At 63.1% G+C, this 15,890-nt stretch carries 16 protein-coding genes; 10 read left to right on the plus strand and 6 right to left on the minus strand.

Features of this window, described 5'->3' with window-relative positions:
* Window positions 1-23: 23 nt before the first annotated feature.
* Window positions 24-200, plus strand: coding sequence for a PA1571 family protein (locus EZI54_RS24335; protein ID WP_165495650.1), 177 nt, complete (start codon window positions 24-26; stop codon window positions 198-200).
* Window positions 201-244: 44 nt separating this feature from the next.
* Here the strand turns inward: EZI54_RS24335 and pdxB are convergent, their stop codons facing one another.
* Genes pdxB through EZI54_RS02230 form a run of 3 tightly spaced genes read right to left on the minus strand, consistent with a single transcriptional unit; the run spans window position 245 to window position 3,295 of the window.
* Window positions 245-1,393 carry a 4-phosphoerythronate dehydrogenase PdxB gene (gene pdxB, locus EZI54_RS02220; RefSeq protein WP_131478585.1) on the minus strand — a complete coding sequence of 383 codons (1,149 nt, stop codon included), beginning with the start codon at window positions 1,391-1,393 and terminating at the stop codon, window positions 245-247.
* 14 nt (window positions 1,394-1,407) lie between these two features.
* Complete coding sequence (locus tag EZI54_RS02225) at window positions 1,408-2,685, minus strand: DEAD/DEAH box helicase (protein WP_131478586.1); 1,278 nt, start codon at window positions 2,683-2,685, stop codon at window positions 1,408-1,410.
* 55 nt (window positions 2,686-2,740) lie between these two features.
* Window positions 2,741-3,295 (minus strand): elongation factor P hydroxylase, encoded by a 555-nt coding sequence (locus EZI54_RS02230; RefSeq protein WP_165495651.1) that lies wholly within the window; start codon window positions 3,293-3,295, stop codon window positions 2,741-2,743.
* Window positions 3,296-3,549: 254 nt separating this feature from the next.
* On the opposite strand from EZI54_RS02230, the gene dsbD reads away from it, so the two are divergent.
* Window positions 3,550-5,403 carry a protein-disulfide reductase DsbD gene (gene dsbD / locus EZI54_RS02235; protein ID WP_423226978.1) on the plus strand — a complete coding sequence of 618 codons (1,854 nt, stop codon included), beginning with the start codon at window positions 3,550-3,552 and terminating at the stop codon, window positions 5,401-5,403.
* A gap of 105 nt (window positions 5,404-5,508) precedes the next feature.
* On the opposite strand, the gene tusA is transcribed toward dsbD, so the two are convergent.
* Complete coding sequence (gene tusA / locus EZI54_RS02240) at window positions 5,509-5,739, minus strand: sulfurtransferase TusA (protein ID WP_165495652.1); 231 nt, start codon at window positions 5,737-5,739, stop codon at window positions 5,509-5,511.
* A 96-nt stretch (window positions 5,740-5,835) separates the two neighbouring features.
* Here tusA and EZI54_RS02245 point away from each other — a divergent pair, with 96 nt between their 5' ends.
* Window positions 5,836-6,120 carry an antibiotic biosynthesis monooxygenase family protein gene (locus EZI54_RS02245; RefSeq protein ID WP_131478588.1) on the plus strand — a complete coding sequence of 95 codons (285 nt, stop codon included), beginning with the start codon at window positions 5,836-5,838 and terminating at the stop codon, window positions 6,118-6,120.
* A gap of 15 nt (window positions 6,121-6,135) precedes the next feature.
* Here the strand turns inward: EZI54_RS02245 and rlmM are convergent, their stop codons facing one another.
* Both rlmM and EZI54_RS02255 read right to left on the minus strand, forming a co-directional pair.
* Window positions 6,136-7,200: a 23S rRNA (cytidine(2498)-2'-O)-methyltransferase RlmM gene (gene rlmM, locus EZI54_RS02250; RefSeq protein ID WP_131478590.1), complete on the minus strand. Its 1,065-nt coding sequence runs from the start codon at window positions 7,198-7,200 to the stop codon at window positions 6,136-6,138.
* 4 nt (window positions 7,201-7,204) lie between these two features.
* Window positions 7,205-7,846 (minus strand): alpha/beta family hydrolase, encoded by a 642-nt coding sequence (locus EZI54_RS02255; protein ID WP_131478592.1) that lies wholly within the window; start codon window positions 7,844-7,846, stop codon window positions 7,205-7,207.
* Window positions 7,847-8,165: 319 nt separating this feature from the next.
* Here EZI54_RS02255 and ccoN point away from each other — a divergent pair, with 319 nt between their 5' ends.
* The 7 genes from ccoN (at window position 8,166) to EZI54_RS02290 (ending at window position 15,865) form a co-directional block, all read left to right on the plus strand.
* On the plus strand, window positions 8,166-9,596 hold the full coding sequence (gene ccoN, locus EZI54_RS02260) for a cytochrome-c oxidase, cbb3-type subunit I (protein ID WP_131478593.1): 1,431 nt from the start codon (window positions 8,166-8,168) through the stop codon (window positions 9,594-9,596).
* 17 nt (window positions 9,597-9,613) lie between these two features.
* Window positions 9,614-10,222, plus strand: coding sequence for a cytochrome-c oxidase, cbb3-type subunit II (gene ccoO / locus EZI54_RS02265; protein WP_131478595.1), 609 nt, complete (start codon window positions 9,614-9,616; stop codon window positions 10,220-10,222).
* A gap of 5 nt (window positions 10,223-10,227) precedes the next feature.
* On the plus strand, window positions 10,228-10,416 hold the full coding sequence (locus EZI54_RS02270) for a cbb3-type cytochrome oxidase subunit 3 (protein WP_131478597.1): 189 nt from the start codon (window positions 10,228-10,230) through the stop codon (window positions 10,414-10,416).
* On the plus strand, window positions 10,413-11,312 hold the full coding sequence (ccoP, locus tag EZI54_RS02275) for a cytochrome-c oxidase, cbb3-type subunit III (protein WP_131478599.1): 900 nt from the start codon (window positions 10,413-10,415) through the stop codon (window positions 11,310-11,312). Before EZI54_RS02270 ends, ccoP begins: the two co-directional genes overlap by 4 nt.
* 93 nt (window positions 11,313-11,405) lie before the next feature.
* Window positions 11,406-12,836 (plus strand): cytochrome c oxidase accessory protein CcoG, encoded by a 1,431-nt coding sequence (gene ccoG / locus EZI54_RS02280; RefSeq protein ID WP_131478601.1) that lies wholly within the window; start codon window positions 11,406-11,408, stop codon window positions 12,834-12,836.
* A gap of 26 nt (window positions 12,837-12,862) precedes the next feature.
* Window positions 12,863-13,378, plus strand: coding sequence for a FixH family protein (locus tag EZI54_RS02285; RefSeq protein WP_131478603.1), 516 nt, complete (start codon window positions 12,863-12,865; stop codon window positions 13,376-13,378).
* A 3-nt stretch (window positions 13,379-13,381) separates the two neighbouring features.
* Window positions 13,382-15,865: a heavy metal translocating P-type ATPase gene (locus EZI54_RS02290; protein WP_131478604.1), complete on the plus strand. Its 2,484-nt coding sequence runs from the start codon at window positions 13,382-13,384 to the stop codon at window positions 15,863-15,865.
* The last annotated feature ends 25 nt before the right edge of the window (window positions 15,866-15,890 follow it).

A 15,890-nucleotide genomic window follows, 5' to 3' on the forward strand; every position in this document is an offset into this window, starting at 1 on the left:
AACCAAAGAGAGAGGCCGGAATCGTGACAGAGCAGCAACCGACCGCAGAAAGCTGGATGAATGGCGCAGCAATCATTCTTTCCGATGGCCGGGAAATCCCCATCACCGACACCATGGTGCGGGATTCACTGGAAAAGCTGGCCCATGAGAACGAAACCGCGGAGCAGGACGCCCGTGAACTGAAGAGGGCCGCCGGCTGAGGCTGGCCCGGTTCCCGGACAGCACCGGGGGCCCCAATGCATCGTCAGACCTTGAGCTTGAACTCCAGCGCCTTGAACACCTGCTGGAGTTCCTTGGCCCCACCCTTGAGCTGGATCTTGACACTCGAAAACTCCCGCCGCACCGGATAGTCCCGGCGCATGGCGTCAAACGCGCGCGCGCGCCCATCCTCGGGCAATGCCAGTACCCGGCGGTAGCGGGCCGCATCGCGACGCACGTCGTAGCAGGCCCGGATAGCCACGTGCGCCGCATCCAGAGCGGTGGCCGATGAGGTAAACGACAGCTTGCTCAGAGCCGGATCCGCCATAAACTGCCCGGCCTGCTTGCGGGCCGGCAGCCCCAGGAAGTGGCACAGGGCGCGGTAAATCATCTCCGTACCGCCCACCTTCCCTTCCAGGCTGTATCCGGCGATGTGGGGCGTCATCAGCCAGACCGCCCGGGCCAGATCCGGGTCCACGCCCGGCTCGCCTTCCCAGACGTCCAGCACCACCTGCGGCGCATCCCCGGCCTGGAGCCGGGCCAGCAACGCCTGGGTATCCACCACACCGCCCCGGCTGGTATTGATCAGCAACTGCCGACCGGTCAGTGCCCGCAGCCGGTCCGCATTCAGCAAGTGGTGCGTGGGATAATCACCGTCCTGGGTGAGCGGCGTGTGCAGCGTCACGATGTCGCAGGCCAGCACGTCCTCCAGGTCGCAGAACCCACCCTCCCCTTCAATCCTCTGACGAGGCGGGTCGCTGATCTTTACGGTAAAGCCAAGCCGCGTCAGGCGGCGGCCCAGGGCCTGACCGACGTTGCCGGCACCGATAATGCCCACCGACAGATCGGACCAGTCGTCCTCGCCCCTCTCTTCGGCATGGATGGACAGGACACTCAGCACATACTCCGCGACGCTGGCCGCGTTACAGCCGGGCGCACTGGCAAAGGCGATCCCCTGCTCCGCCAGCCAGTCGACGTCCACATGATCGGTGCCGATCGTTGCAGTCCCCACAAACTTGACCCGGCTACCTTCGAGCAGGTGGCGATCCACCCGGGTGACCGAGCGCACCAGCAGGATATCGGCGTCGGCAACGTCCTGCGGCTCCATCTCCCGGCCCGCGACGCGGCGGATAGAGCCGATCTCGTCAAAGAACCGGTCCAGCAGAGGGATATTCTCATCGGCAACGATCAGCATGGTTCTTCCTTGCTTCAGGCCCGGCGCTGGCGTCGCCCCTGCGGGCGCCGACCGCCGCCGCCACTGCTGCGCCGGCGACGCGGCTGCACCGGCTGGGACAGCGGGGCCATCAGGCTTTCTTCCGGAATCGTGCATTCCAGTTTCTGGCTAATATAGCTCTCGATGGCCGGCAGGGAAAAAGCGTCGTCCTCACTGGCGAAGCTGACCGAGACGCCGTGCTCCCCGGCCCGGCCGGTGCGGCCGATGCGGTGTACGTAATCCTCGGCGTTTTCCGGCAGGTTGAAGTTGAAGACGTGGGTCACGCCGCTGACGTGAATGCCGCGACCGGCAACATCGGTTGCTACCAGCGCCTTGATCGAACCGTCCTTGAACTTGTCGAGGGTCCGCAGGCGCTTGCTCTGTGCAATCTCACCGGACAGCAACGCGGTACTGATACCCTGACGCCGCAGATCGGCTTCCAGGTCCCGGCATTGATCCCGGCGGTTGGCAAAGATGATCGCCTTGCTGACTTCCGGTCGTTGCAGGTAGTTGGTCAATACCGTGAGCTTGTCGTCTTCTCCCACCATGTATACGGTCTGCTCGACCCGCTCGGCGGTCTTCTGCTCCGGCTCGATCTCCACGAACTCGGCGGATTGGGTCCACATGGACGACAGGTTCAGCACGTCCTGGTTGAAGGTCGCGCTGAACAGCAGCGTCTGACGCTCTTCCTTGGGGGTGCACTTGCGGATGATCCGCTTCACATCCGGGATGAACCCCATATCGAGCATCCGATCCGCTTCATCGATAATGAGGATATCCAGTTGGTCCAGGAACACGTCCTGGGAGCCCAGGAAATCGATCAGGCGGCCCGGCGTCGCGACGAGGATGTCGACCACCTCATTGCGCAGCTGGTCCCGCTGCTTGTCGTAGTTCATGCCACCCAGCACGGTGACCACATTATGGCCGGTATGGGCACAGAGCTCTTCGGCATCCTTGGCAATCTGCAGGGCCAACTCCCGGGTCGGTGCCAGCGCCAGGATCCGCGGCTCGGACGCAAAACGCTCCGCGAACGGGATCGGCGACTGCAAAAGCCGCTGGATCGCGGTGATCAGGAAGGCGGCCGTCTTGCCCGTGCCGGTCTGGGCCTGCCCAATCAGGTCATGGCCGGCCAGCGTCAGCGGCAGGGTCTCCGCCTGGATCGGTGTGCAGAATTCGAAACCGATGCCGGCAATGGCCTTCTGCAGGGTCTTGTCCAGCTGGAAATCGGTAAACCGGGTTCTGCGTTCATCAACGGGTACTTCAGGTGTATTCAACGAGTCCTCCCGAACTGTCGGATGGCCGGACGCGTCACGCCTGGCCCAGAATGCATTATATCGCCGACCGTTCCCGGTCCGGCGTAAAAAGGTGCGCCCCGAAGACCACTTCCCGGTCGTAGAACGTCAGGAGCGTCTCCAGGAACAACCGGCCACGAGGCGGCAGGCTGCCCGTTTCGAGATAGCCACGGGCCTGCCGGGCCACCTTGCGGCGAAATCCGGCTTCATCACACGCGCCGTCCCCGGAGAGGTTATCGACGCTGATGTTGAACGTGACGCCGGCCGCCTCGGAGAACAGCCATTCCAGCGCCTGGGGTTTGACCTCCACCGATTCGAACGCCGCCTGCTGCTCCCGGGTGCGTCCGTCCGGACAATACCAGTAGCCGTAATCATGGAGCTGGCGGCGACGCTCCCCGGCAATGCACCAGTGACTGATCTCATGCAGGGCACTGGCAAAGTAGCCGTGGGCAAAGACGACACGATGGCAACCGGTTTCATCACCGGCCGGTATATACTCCGGTTCATCGTCTCCGCGCACGAGGATGGTCCGCCACCGCTCCCAGAAGAGATCGTTGAACAGCATTATCAGGTCATCTGGATGGTGTTTCATGCGTGCGCTATTGTGCGTGTTTCGTCCACTTAATACCAGCATCCCGGCTGCACCAGGCTCAATGGACGCGGCCTGACGAACTTTCTGGTAAAATTCCGCTCCAAGAAGGCGTTCCATGAGAGCCCCGGCCAATCGCCTTGTCCGGCGGCATCCCGACTGCGAAGGATCTTTCTTTGTCGTACCTATTCGGCCACCATTTGCTCCCGTTCACCGCCTTAGCCTGGCGGCGCCTGGGCCTGACACTCCTCTGCTGCCTGGGGCTCGCGGGCCCGGCCAGCCAGGCGCTGGCGTTCAACATCGAGTCCGCAACCGGCGGCAACGGCCAACAGCTCGGCGATTTCCTGCCGGTGGACGAGGCGCTGCCATTCAGCTCGGGCCTGGCCGATAACGGCGTCGAACTGACCTGGAACATTGCCCCCGAACACTACCTTTATCGCGACCGGATCAAGGTCGTCGCCACCGATCCGGGCGTCGAGGTCGGCAAGCCCCGGTTTTCCCTGGCCGGACATACCAAGGATGATCCCTATTTCGGCAAGGTGACCGTCTTTACCGACCCCATCAATGCGATGGTGCCGGTGACCCTGCCCGAGGGAGTGGATGAAACCACGCTGAAGGTGACTTACCAGGGCTGCGCCGAGGCCGGCCTGTGCTACCCGCCGCAGACCCGCGATGCCCTCTATGTCGCCTCGGCCGGCAACGGCGCGCCGGCACCAGCGGCGACAGGCGGCACGCCGGGTCGATTCGGCGGATTGACGCAAGCCGGTACCGACTCGGCCACCGGCATCGCCGCGCTGCTGCAACAGCAATCGCTGCTGGCCATTACCGGCATCTTCCTGCTGCTGGGTCTGGGGCTGACCTTTACCCCCTGTGTGTTGCCCATGATTCCCATCATTTCGGCGCTGGTCTCCAACCAGCATACGCGTACACCGCAGGCCTTGGTCCTGGCCACCAGCTACGTACTGGGCATGGCACTGACCTATGCGGCGGCCGGCGTCCTGACCGGGTTGCTGGGTGCCAGCTTCAACCTGCAGGCCCAGCTCCAGTCGCCGGCCGTGCTGATAACTTTCGCGACCCTGTTTGCCCTGTTCGCGCTGTCCATGTTCGGTCTTTTCGAGCTGCGCCTACCCCAGGCGATCACCAGCCGACTCACCGCCACATCGAGCCGGCTCAGCGGCGGCCACCTGGTTTCGGTGTTTGGCATCGGCGCCCTCTCGGCGCTGGTCGTCTCTCCCTGTGTATCGGCCCCACTGGCCGGTAGCCTGCTTTACATCAGCACCACCCAGGATGCGGTATTGGGTGGCCTGGCCTTACTGGCCCTGGGCCTGGGCATGGGGCTGCCCCTGATCCTGGTGGCGGTAGGTGGACGCCGGTTCCTGCCGCGCACCGGCACCTGGATGAATACGGTCAAGGCGGTCTATGGCGTCATGCTCATGGCGGTGGCCATCTGGCTGCTTGAACGACTGCTGCCGGGCCGGGTGACACTGATCCTGTGGGGCCTGCTGGCGGCCCTGACCGGCGTCCAGCTGGGCGCATTCGAAAGGGCCCGGGCCGGCTGGCAGCGAACCTGGAAAGGCGTCGGACTGGTGTTGTTCACCTATGCCATTCTGCTACTGGGCGGCGCCCTGGCAGGTGCCAACGATCCACTGCGCCCACTGGCGCCGTTCACTGCCACCGGGGCTGTAACGGTCGCAGCATCGCCCGGCACCGGGTCCAGCACCGAAGCCCCGGACTCTCCCTTCCGGCGAACCGCCTCTACCAGCGAGCTGAAGGCCGCCCAGGCTTCGGCTGCGAAGGCCGGCCAGCCGGTCATGCTGGATTTCTACGCCGACTGGTGCATCAGCTGCAAGGTTATGGAACGCAATGTCTTCAGCGACCCCCAGGTACGCGCCGCCATGTCGTCCATGACGCTGTTGCAGATCGACGTCACCGACAACACGCCGGAACAACAAGCCCTGCTCGATGAACTGAACCTGTTCGGACCGCCGGCCATCCTGTTCTTCGACCGTCAGGGCGAGGAAATCGCCAGTGCCCGCGTCATGGGCGAGATGGACCGGGATGAATTTCTCGCCCACCTGGAGGAGACCCGGGAAGGGCAAGCCCGGTTGTGACCGCATTGCAGCAGGGCGCGGCCTGTGTGCTGGCCGGCAAGATGCTGCTGGCGATCATGGGCGCCTTTATCAAGCACCTGGCGCCGGATGATGAACCGGGACAGGTTATTCGCCACGGCGAATGTAGTATACGAACTCGGTCTCGGTGTGATTTTCCTGCACCAGGGTGTGATTGAGGAACTGACAGAAACGCGGTACATCGCGGGTCGTTGAAGGATCCGTCGCGACCACTTTCAGGATCCCGTCGACCGGTACCTCGGCCATACGGTTATGCAGCATCATCACCGGCTCGGGGCACATCAGTCCCGTGGCATCGAGTTCAAGATCATAGGCCATTTCCACCACAACAGCTTCTCCCAGCGCCGGTGTCGGGCGCTCTCGTGCATTCAGTGCTAGATTGGATTATAAGAACAACGCGTTGTGGAGGCCATCATGATCCGGGTACTGATCGAGCGCCACATTGCCGCCACGCTGGAAAGTGCCTACGAGAAGGAGTCCCGCTTACTACTGCAGTACGCCGTCAGCGTGCCGGGGTTCATTTCCGGCGAGACGCTGGTGGACGCCAACGACATCCACCACCGCATGACCCTGTGCAACTGGCGCTCCATAACCGACTGGGACAACTGGTACCACTCGGACCAGCGCAAGGAAATGATGAACGAACTGAACCTGATGATGGACCAGGAAGAAAAGATCACCATCCTGCAACAATGCTGACCGTCATACGCCCGGTCAACTGAACCGCTCCACGAAGCAGGTAATCTCTTCCCGGTCATGGTAAAGGTGCCGGGCTTTCAGGCGGACATCCACGCCGGTGGCATCGAGTTTTCCCAGCAACCGCTCCCGACACACCAACCACTCGTCATAACGCTTCTTCATCGGCAGCTTCAGGTTGAAGACGCTGAATTTGCACAGACGGTTCCCGAACCAGTCCACCACCATCTCGGTGGTCCGGCGCGGTTTGTCGACGATATCGCACACCATCCAGTCCACGGCACGCTGGGGCCGCCACAGATAGCCGTCCGCCCGCACATGCTCCACGTGGCCGCTGGCCATCAGCGCCTCGTCCAAGGGACCGTTATCGACGGCGGTCACCAACATGCCCTGACGGACCAACTGCCAGGTCCAGCCACCGGGGGCCGCGCCAAGGTCGACGGCTTTCTTGCCGCCTCCCAGGTAATCCAGCCACTGTTCCTGCGGGATAAAGACTTTCCAGGCTTCCTCCAGTTTCAGCGCCGACCGGCTGGGGGCCGAGGCCGGCAAACGCAGCCGGGGAATCCCGCTGAGGTAGACGGCCCGGTTGTCTGCATGGCTGATACCGAGGATCATCCGATCAAACGAGGGCAGGAAGATTTCCAGGCGCCGGCGGTTGGATTCATCGTCGACCAGAAACCCCGTCTCCCGCAACGCACGGGACAGGGGCGACGCCCATTTCCGGCTGAAAGCCCCCAGGTCGCGCTCCACATCCTCCGGCACGCGAATCTCGACCCGGGCCGACGGCGGCCTGTCCGGCTGTTCGCGCAACGCCTCGAGCACCGCCCCCACCCTATCCGACGCCGGCAGGGCCCGATCGTCGATCACCTCGAACCAATCGCGGGTAAACACCAGCGAGGCCATACCCACCTGTTGCATCAGGGACCGTGCATCGCCCCCATCGGCGACCACGAACATCGCCTGGCCCGCGTTGGCCTCCGGCTGGAAATAGCCATAGCGCCCGTGTTCAGCCGCCAGTTCGGTCAGTTCCCGGCCTGCTTCCGTCTCAAAGCCAGCGCGGCAGAACAGCAGTATTCGCTCCATCCCGTCAGACCTCCCCCGATCCGTTGCGGCCATCCATCCAGGCCGCCGTCTGCCGGGCCGCCAGCTCAATCAGGTCCTCCTGGGTGGTGCCGGTGGACTTACGTGGCCGGAAATCGTGCTCACCGTCGTCCAGCCAATGGATCACTACGGGCCCATCACCGGTCAGATGCGCCTGCACTTCATCCTTCCGGCCGAAAGGATCGCGCGTGCCCTGGTTGATCAGGACCGGTACGGTAAAGTCGTTAAAATGCGCCGTGCGCCAGCGGTCGGCCTTACCCGGCGGGTGGAACGGATAGCCAAAACAGACACAGCCAGCAATACGGTCGTCCGCCCGGCTGGCCAGGACACTCGCAATCCGCCCGCCCATGGACTTGCCTCCGATATAGACGGGCCCGGATGCCCCCGCATGGCGGTCAATCACGGCGCTGAACTCCCCTTCCAACTTTTCAGCCCTGGGGGGCGGGCGCTTCCTGCCGTCTTCCCGGCGCTTGCGCATGTATTCGAACTCGAAACGGACAACCCGGATGCGCTGCTCCGCCAGTCCGGCGGCCAACAGGTCCATGTAGGGTGAATCCATGGGCGCACCGGCGCCATGCGCCAACAGGAGGGTCCGGGGCCCCTCGCCCTCGATCAGTTCTTGCGCCATTGCCACTTTCCTGACGTCAATCATGGTTCGGCCCCGGGGCGGGGCCAATGCTGGCGCGCATGTTAGCAGCCATGCCCGACAAACCCCAGCAGGCGACATCGTTCCACGAGTTCAAAAACATGAACGAAATAGCCCATGATCATTTGATCATTACAGCATCTTGCACTAAATGATGAGAGTACGTCTCCTGGCCCCTTACGCCTAAAAGGCACCCTATTTCCGTCTTTTGGCTTGATCCAGGTCATTGAAAAAGGGGGCTGCCATTCACCATACTTGCATCGCCTAATTTTATTCCCTGTCACCCTCTGGTAAGGCCATCATGAGCACAGCGACTCCTAACCTGACATATAACTACAAGGTCGTGCGCCAGTTCACCATCATGACGGTGGTCTGGGGCATCATTGGTATGGGGATGGGTGTGCTCATCGCCTCCCAGTTGCGTTTTCCCTTCATGAATTTCGACCTGCCCTGGACCCACTTTGGCCGGTTACGCCCGTTGCATACCAACCTGGTCATCTTCGGGTTCGGCGGTAGCGCCCTGTTCGCCACCTCCTACTACGTGGTCCAGAGAACCTGCCAGGCAAGGCTGTTCTCCGACGGGCTGGCTGCATTCACTTTCTGGGGCTGGCAGGCCGTCCTGGTAGCCGCCTGCATCACGCTGCCCATGGGACTGACCAGCACCAAGGAATACGCCGAGCTGGAATGGCCCATCGACATCCTGATTACGTTGGTCTGGGTGGCCTACGCCATGGTCTATTTCGGCACCATTACCAAGCGCCAGACCAAACACATCTACGTGGCCAACTGGTTCTACGGCGCCTTTATTCTCACGGTGGCGGTGTTGCACATCGGCAACAACCTGGAACTGCCGGTCAGTGCCTTCAAGTCCTATTCCATCTACAGCGGCGTGACCGACGCCATGATGCAGTGGTGGTGGGGACATAACGCCGTGGGCTTCTTCCTGACGGCCGGCTTCCTGGGGATGATGTATTACTTCGTGCCCAAGCAGGCGGACCGGCCGGTCTATTCCTACCGGCTATCCATCGTCCACTTCTGGGCGCTGATCGCCACCTATGTCTGGGCCGGCGGCCATCACCTGCATTACAGCGCACTGCCGGACTGGGCCCAGACCGCCGGCATGATCATGTCGCTGATCCTGCTGGCACCGAGCTGGGGCGGCATGATCAACGGGATGATGACGCTCTCCGGTGCCTGGCACAAACTGCGCACGGACCCGATCCTGCGCTTCCTGGTGGTGTCCCTGTCGTTCTATGGCATGTCCACCTTTGAAGGCCCGATGATGGCCATCAAGACCGTCAACGCCCTGTCCCACGACACCGACTGGACCATCGGCCACGTTCATTCCGGCGCCCTGGGCTGGGTGGCCATGATCAGTATCGGCGCGGTTTACCACCTGATCCCGAGGCTCTGGGGCATGACCCGGATGTACAGCGTGGGTCTGATCAACCTGCACTTCTGGCTCGCCACCATCGGCACGGTGCTCTACATCGTCGCCATGTGGGTCAACGGCATCATGCAGGGGCTGATGTGGCGCGCGGTGAACGCCGACGGCACCCTCACCTACAGCTTCGTGGAGGCGCTGGAAAACTCCATGCCGGGCTACCTGATCCGCCTGATCGGCGGCGGCATCTTCTTCACCGGCATGCTGGTCATGGCCTATAACGTGCGCATGACGATCCGTCAGAAGGATGCCGTCGCACTCGACAACAGCGCAGTCCAGACGGCCTGACAGGGAGAGGGATCACCATGAAACACGAAGTTGTCGAGAAGAACATCGGGCTGATGGCGCTGCTGATTGTGCTGGTGATCAGCGGGGGCTTCCTGGTGGAAATCGTGCCGCTGTTCTTCCTCAAGGAAGTCAACGAACCGGTCGCCGGACTGGAGCCGCTGACGCCGCTGGAAATGGAAGGCCGTGACATCTACATCCGCGAGGGTTGCCACGTCTGCCACACCCAGATGATCCGCCCGTTCCGCGCCGAGACCGAGCGTTACGGGCATTATTCCGTGGCGGGCGAGTTTGTCTACGAACACCCGTTCCTGTGGGGCTCAAAACGCACCGGCCCTGACCTGGCAAGGGTGGGCGGCCGCTACTCCGACGCCTGGCACCGGGTCCACCTGAACAACCCGCGGGATGTGGTTCCGGAGTCCAACATGCCGGCCTTCCCCTGGCTGTTCGAAACCAAACTGGATGCGGATGGCATCACCGCCAAGCTCAAGGCGTTCCAGACCTTCGGTGTACCCTACACCGACGAGGAAATCGCCGCCGCACCGGACCAGATTCGTGGCAAGTATGAAATCGAGGCGCTGGTGGCCTATCTCCAGCAACTGGGCACAGTGATCTCAACCAGACGGTGACGGCGATGGACATCAACGATCTACGCGGAATACACACGCTGCTGGTCCTGGTCGCGTTCATCGGAATTGTCTGGTGGGCGTATAGCGCCAACCGCAGGAAGGCCAACGACGAAGCGGCCAACCTTCCCTTTGCGGACGACGAGATTGATCAGCGCACGCGCGAGCGGGAAAAGAATACGGAGAATAAAAAATGAGCACTTTCTGGAGCCTATGGATTAGCGTGATCGTGCTCGCCACGGTGATCGGCTGTTGGTGGCTGCTTTGGGCGACCCGCCGAAGCCAGCCCACCGACAAGGAAACCGATCGAACCACGGGACACTCGTTCGACGGCATCGAGGAATACGACAATCCATTGCCGAAATGGTGGTTCCACCTGTTCAGCGCAACCTGTGTGTTCTCGCTGATCTACCTGGCGCTGTACCCGGGCCTGGGCAACTTCGAGGGCCTGCTGGGCTGGACCCAGGAGAAACAGTGGCAGGAGGAGGTGCAGCAGGCCGAGGCCCGCTACGGTGAGCTCTATGCGAAATACGGCGACATCCCGATCCCGGAACTGGCGAAGAACGAGGACGCCCGCAAGATGGGGCAGCGCCTGTTTTCCAATAACTGTGCCGTTTGCCATGGGTCCGCCGCCCGGGGCGCAGTGGGCTTCCCCAACCTGACGGACGATGCCTGGATCTGGGGCGGCAGTCCCGAGCGGATTGTCGAGACCATCCACCAGGGCCGCGTCAACCAGATGCCGGCCAAGGGCCTGATGCCCAACATGAGCAACAACCAGGTGGAAGCCGTGGTGAACTACGTGCTCAGTTTCAGCGGTCGGGAGAAGGACAAGGCTCTCGCCGAGCAGGGCCAGCAGGTGTTCATGCAGGCCTGTGCCGGCTGCCACGGCCAGGACGCCAAAGGCAACACGATGGTGGGCGCGCCCAACCTGACCGACGACGACTGGCTCTACGGCAGCACCTATGACTGGATCAAGGAGACCGTGACCTACGGCCGCCAGAACCGGATGCCGGCCCAGGAGAACCGCCTGAGCGAGGACCAGATCCACATCCTCGCCGCCTATGTCTATGGCCTGTCGCATCGCAATCAGTAGACGGTACCGGGCTGCCGTCGGGTTGTCTTTTGAACCCTGGACAGGATCACCCCCGTCCAGGCTTGAAGAGAGAACACCACATGAGAGGACCTGATGAGCAGTCAAATACCGGTCAAACAGGTTGACCCCGCGACTGACGCCTCCCCCGGGAAGAAGAAAACGGAACACGTCGAGCTCTACGCCAGCCGCAAGAAGATCTACGTCAAAGCCGTCACGGGACTGTACCAGCGGATCCGCTTCTTCAGCCTGTGGGGGCTGATGGGCATGTATTTCCTGTTCTGCTGGGTCCAGGTCGGCGGCGAGCCATTGATCTACTTCAACCTGCCGGCCCGGGAGTTCCATCTTTTCGGCACCACCTTCTTTCCCAAAGACTTCATCATGCTGTCGGGGATGCTGATCATCGCCGCCTTTGGCCTGTTCTTCATCACCACCCTGTTCGGCCGGGTCTGGTGCGGCTACACCTGCCCGCAGACCGTCTGGACCTTCATTTTCATGTGGGTCGAGGAGAAGGTGGAGGGCTCCCGCAACAAGCGCATCAAGCTGGACCAGTCACCGGGCGGCACCGCGAAGATGGCCAAAAAAGTCACCAAGCACGCGCTCTGGCTGCTGATTGCCTTCGCCACCGGCCTGACCTTCGTGGGTTATTTCTACCCGGTCCGGGAACTGAGCGTCGATCTGTTCACCCTCCAGGCCAACGGCTGGGCCTACTTCTGGGTGTTCTTCTTTACCGTCGCCACCTACACCAATGCCGGCTGGCTGCGCGAACAGGTCTGCCTCTACATGTGCCCCTACGCCCGCTTCCAGTCCGTCATGTTCGACGAGGACACCCGGGTGGTCTCCTACGACTACAATCGGGGGGAGCCCCGCGGTGGCCGGCGCAAGGATGCCAGCAAGGCTGAACTGGGCCTGGGCGACTGCATCGACTGCGGCCAGTGCGTGCAGGTCTGCCCCACCGGCATCGATATCCGGGACGGCCTCCAGTACGAGTGCATCAACTGCGCCCTGTGCATCGACGCCTGCGACGAGATCATGGACAAGATGGATTATCCGCGCGGACTGATCCGCTACACCACCGAGCATGAGCTGGAAGGCAGGCCGTCGAAGATCCTGCGACCGCGGACCTTCGGCTACGGCGCGGCCCTGTTGCTGATGATCGGCGCCCTGGTCTTTACCCTGCTGACCCGGGTGCCGGTCCAGCTCGACGCCATCCGCGACCGGGGAGCCCTCTTCAAGATGAACAACCGCGGCATGATCGAGAACTCCTACACGGTGAAGATCCAGAACATGACGGAAGTGCCCCAGGTCTTTATCCTGTCGGTATCGGGCCTGGATACGGCCCGGATTATCGGTGACACGGCGTTTCGAGTCGCAGCCGGCGAAAACCTGTCGCTGCCAACGGTTGTGGAGGTCAGTCCGGAAGCCCTGACCGAAACCCATAACGACATTACCTTCAGCATCCGCGCCGAAGGCGACGCGACGCTCGGGGCCAATACCGAGAGCCGTTTCCTCGGCGATCGACGCTGACCACACCGCCATTGAGATTCGCTGCCATGTCCGACGATGCACTCAAGCCCCCCGCCCCCTGGTACAGGCAGTTCTGGCCGTGGTTCGTGCTGGCGATTCCCGCCTTCACCATCGTCTTCTGCCTGTTCATGATCACCGTTGCGGTGCGCACCCAGGGCTCCATGGTCAGCGACGACTATTACAGGGACGGGCTGGCCATCAACATGGAACTGGCCAAGGATCACAAGGCTGCCGACATGGGACTGGACGGGCACGTCGCGTTTAACGATCAAGGTGCGCGGATCACGCTGACCCGGCACAGCCAACCGGCCAGCTTCGACTTCCTGATCCTCAACCTGTCCCACCCCACCCTGTCCGAACGGGATCGGCGGCTGCAGTTCCAGCCCACCGGAGACGGCCACTATGAGGTTCGCCTGGCCCAGCCGCTGGAAGGCCGCTGGTACATGGACCTGCGCGGTCCGGACAACAGCTGGCGCCTGAAGGGAGAAGCCGCCCTGCCCAGCGATGTGGCCCTGCCGCTGGAACCGGCGACGCAGGGATAAAGGGTGGCGGCGGATCGTTGTTACCACTGCGGCGAGCCCGTCGCAGCCAACCGGCCCCTCACCCTGGAAGTCGAGGGTACGGAGAAACCATTCTGTTGCGCGGGCTGTCGCGCCGTCTTCGAACTGATCCGCGACGAGGGCCTCGCCGGCTTCTATCGTCACCGCACCGCCACACCGGCAACGCCGCGCAAACTTACCGAGCGAGACAGGGAGCGGCTTGCCGTCTTCGACCACCCGGCCGTCCAGGCGGATTTCGTCGGCGCTATCACCGGTGACGATCAGACGCCATTGCGTGAAGCCCAACTGCTGATCGAGGGGCTGTCGTGTGCCGCCTGCATCTGGCTGCTGGAGCATCACCTGGCCAGGCAGCCCGGCGTGCGCCAGTTCACCATCAACCACAGCACGCAACGGGCCAGGCTGGTCTGGAATCCGGCCGACACCTCGCTGAGCACTCTACTGCTGACCATCCACGAACTGGGATACGGCGCCCGCCCCTATCAGCCGGATCGGGCCGAGGCCCTGCTCCAGCGGGAAAAACGCAGCGCCCTGATCCGTCTGTGCGTCGCCGGTGCCGGCACCATGCAAAGCATGATGCTCGCCGTGCCCCTTTACTTTGGACTGATCAGCGGCGTCTCCGACGAGATGCAGCAGTTCTTTCGCTGGGTCAGCCTTTTGGTGGCCACCCCGGTGGTGTTCTACAGTGCCCGGCCGTTCTTCCGCAACGCTCGCCGCGACCTGCGGGCCCGTCACCTGACGATGGACGTCCCGGTCGCCCTGGCCATAGGGCTGGCCTATGCCGCCAGCGCCTGGGTTACCGCCATGGGGGGCGAAGAAGTCTATTTCGAGTCCGTCTGCATGTTCACCTTCTTCCTGTCCCTGGGGCGCTACATCGAGATGCAGGCGCGCTACCGGGCCGGACTTAGCGGCGGCTCGCTCAACAACCTGACGCCGGCCATCGCCACGCGCCGCCGGGGCGACACACTGGAAACCGTGCCGGTCCATGCTCTGCGCCCCGGGGATATGGTGGAGGTCAAACCCGGCGACGTGATTCCCGCCGACGGCGTGATGACCTCCGGTCATTCGACGGTGAACGAAGCAGCCCTGACCGGCGAATACCTGCCCGAGGAACGGGGACCGGGCAGCCCTGTCCATGCCGGTGCCATCAACGGCGAGAACCCGATCACCCTGCGGGTTGAGCGCACCGGGCGCCAGACCCGGTTATCCAGTATCCTGCGCATCCTCGACCGGGTACAATCCGAGAAACCGCCGGTTGGACAGTTCGCCGATCGCCTGGCCGGCCGGTTCGTCAGCCGCATCCTGGTGATTGCCCCACTGGTGGGACTGGGCTGGTGGCTGGCCGGCTCCGACCGGGCCTTTGATATTGCCCTGGCCGTCCTGGTGGTGACCTGCCCCTGCGCCCTGTCGCTCGCCACGCCGACCGCGCTGACCATGGCCACGGTGTCCTTGCGGCGGGCAGGCTTCCTGCCCACACGGGGCCATACCCTGGAAGCCCTCAACCGGATCGACACGGTGGTCTTCGACAAGACAGGCACCCTGACGGAAGGCCGTCTGGCCCTGGTCGAAACCTACCTGTTTGGCGACCTGGATGAGCACACCTGCCTGGCGCTGGCCGGCGGGCTCGAGCAATACTCGGAGCACCCCATTGCCGCCGTGTTCAAGGGCTATGCCGCCGGGGATTACCCTGTGACCGGGGTGACCAATCACCTGTCCGGGGGGCTGGGCGGGCTGTACCGGAGTGAGGCCCTGGTCATCGGCCACGCCGCCTTCGTTGCCGAGCGGACCGGCATCGACCGGTTGCCGGAGCCCTCGAATGGCCTGGGAATCTTCCTGGCCCTGGGACATCGGTTGCTGGCCCGCTTCACACTGGATGACCGGCTTCGGGCCGACGCCGCCACGACGTTACAGCAATTACAGGCGCTGGGACTGCAGACGGTCCTGCTCAGTGGCGACCGCTCGCGCCACGTAGAGCGCATCGCCGGTGAACTGTCCCTCGATCAGTACCGCGGCCAGGCGTCGCCCGAGGACAAGCTCGCGTTCCTGAGGACACTGGAGGAGCAGGGGCACCATGTCATGGTGGTCGGCGACGGACTCAACGACCTGCCGGTGATGGCCGGTGCGGAGGTGTCGGTCGCCATGGGGAACGCCGCCGACCTGACCCGGCTGAAAGCCGACGCCGTGCTCCTCAACGGCCAACTGCAGCGGCTGGTGAGCGCCCTTCGAACGGCCCGGCGCATGCGCCGGATCATCCGCCAGAACATGGGCTGGGCGGTAGCCTATAACCTGTGCGCCCTGCCGCTGGCCGCCGCCGGCCTGGTCCCACCGTGGCTCGCCGCGCTGGGGATGTCGCTCAGTTCGCTGGTCGTCGTGATCAACGCCGTCCGTCTGGGCCGCGGAGAGACCGTCGTTGAGCCTACTCCGGCAACTGGGCGGTTGGAGCATCGGGCGCAGCCTGATACCGTGAGTTGACCGATCACCGTTCGTGACTGATCAA

The organism is Marinobacter halodurans, assembly GCF_004327985.1.
GTDB classification, from domain to species: Bacteria; Pseudomonadota; Gammaproteobacteria; order Pseudomonadales; family Oleiphilaceae; genus Marinobacter_A; species Marinobacter_A halodurans.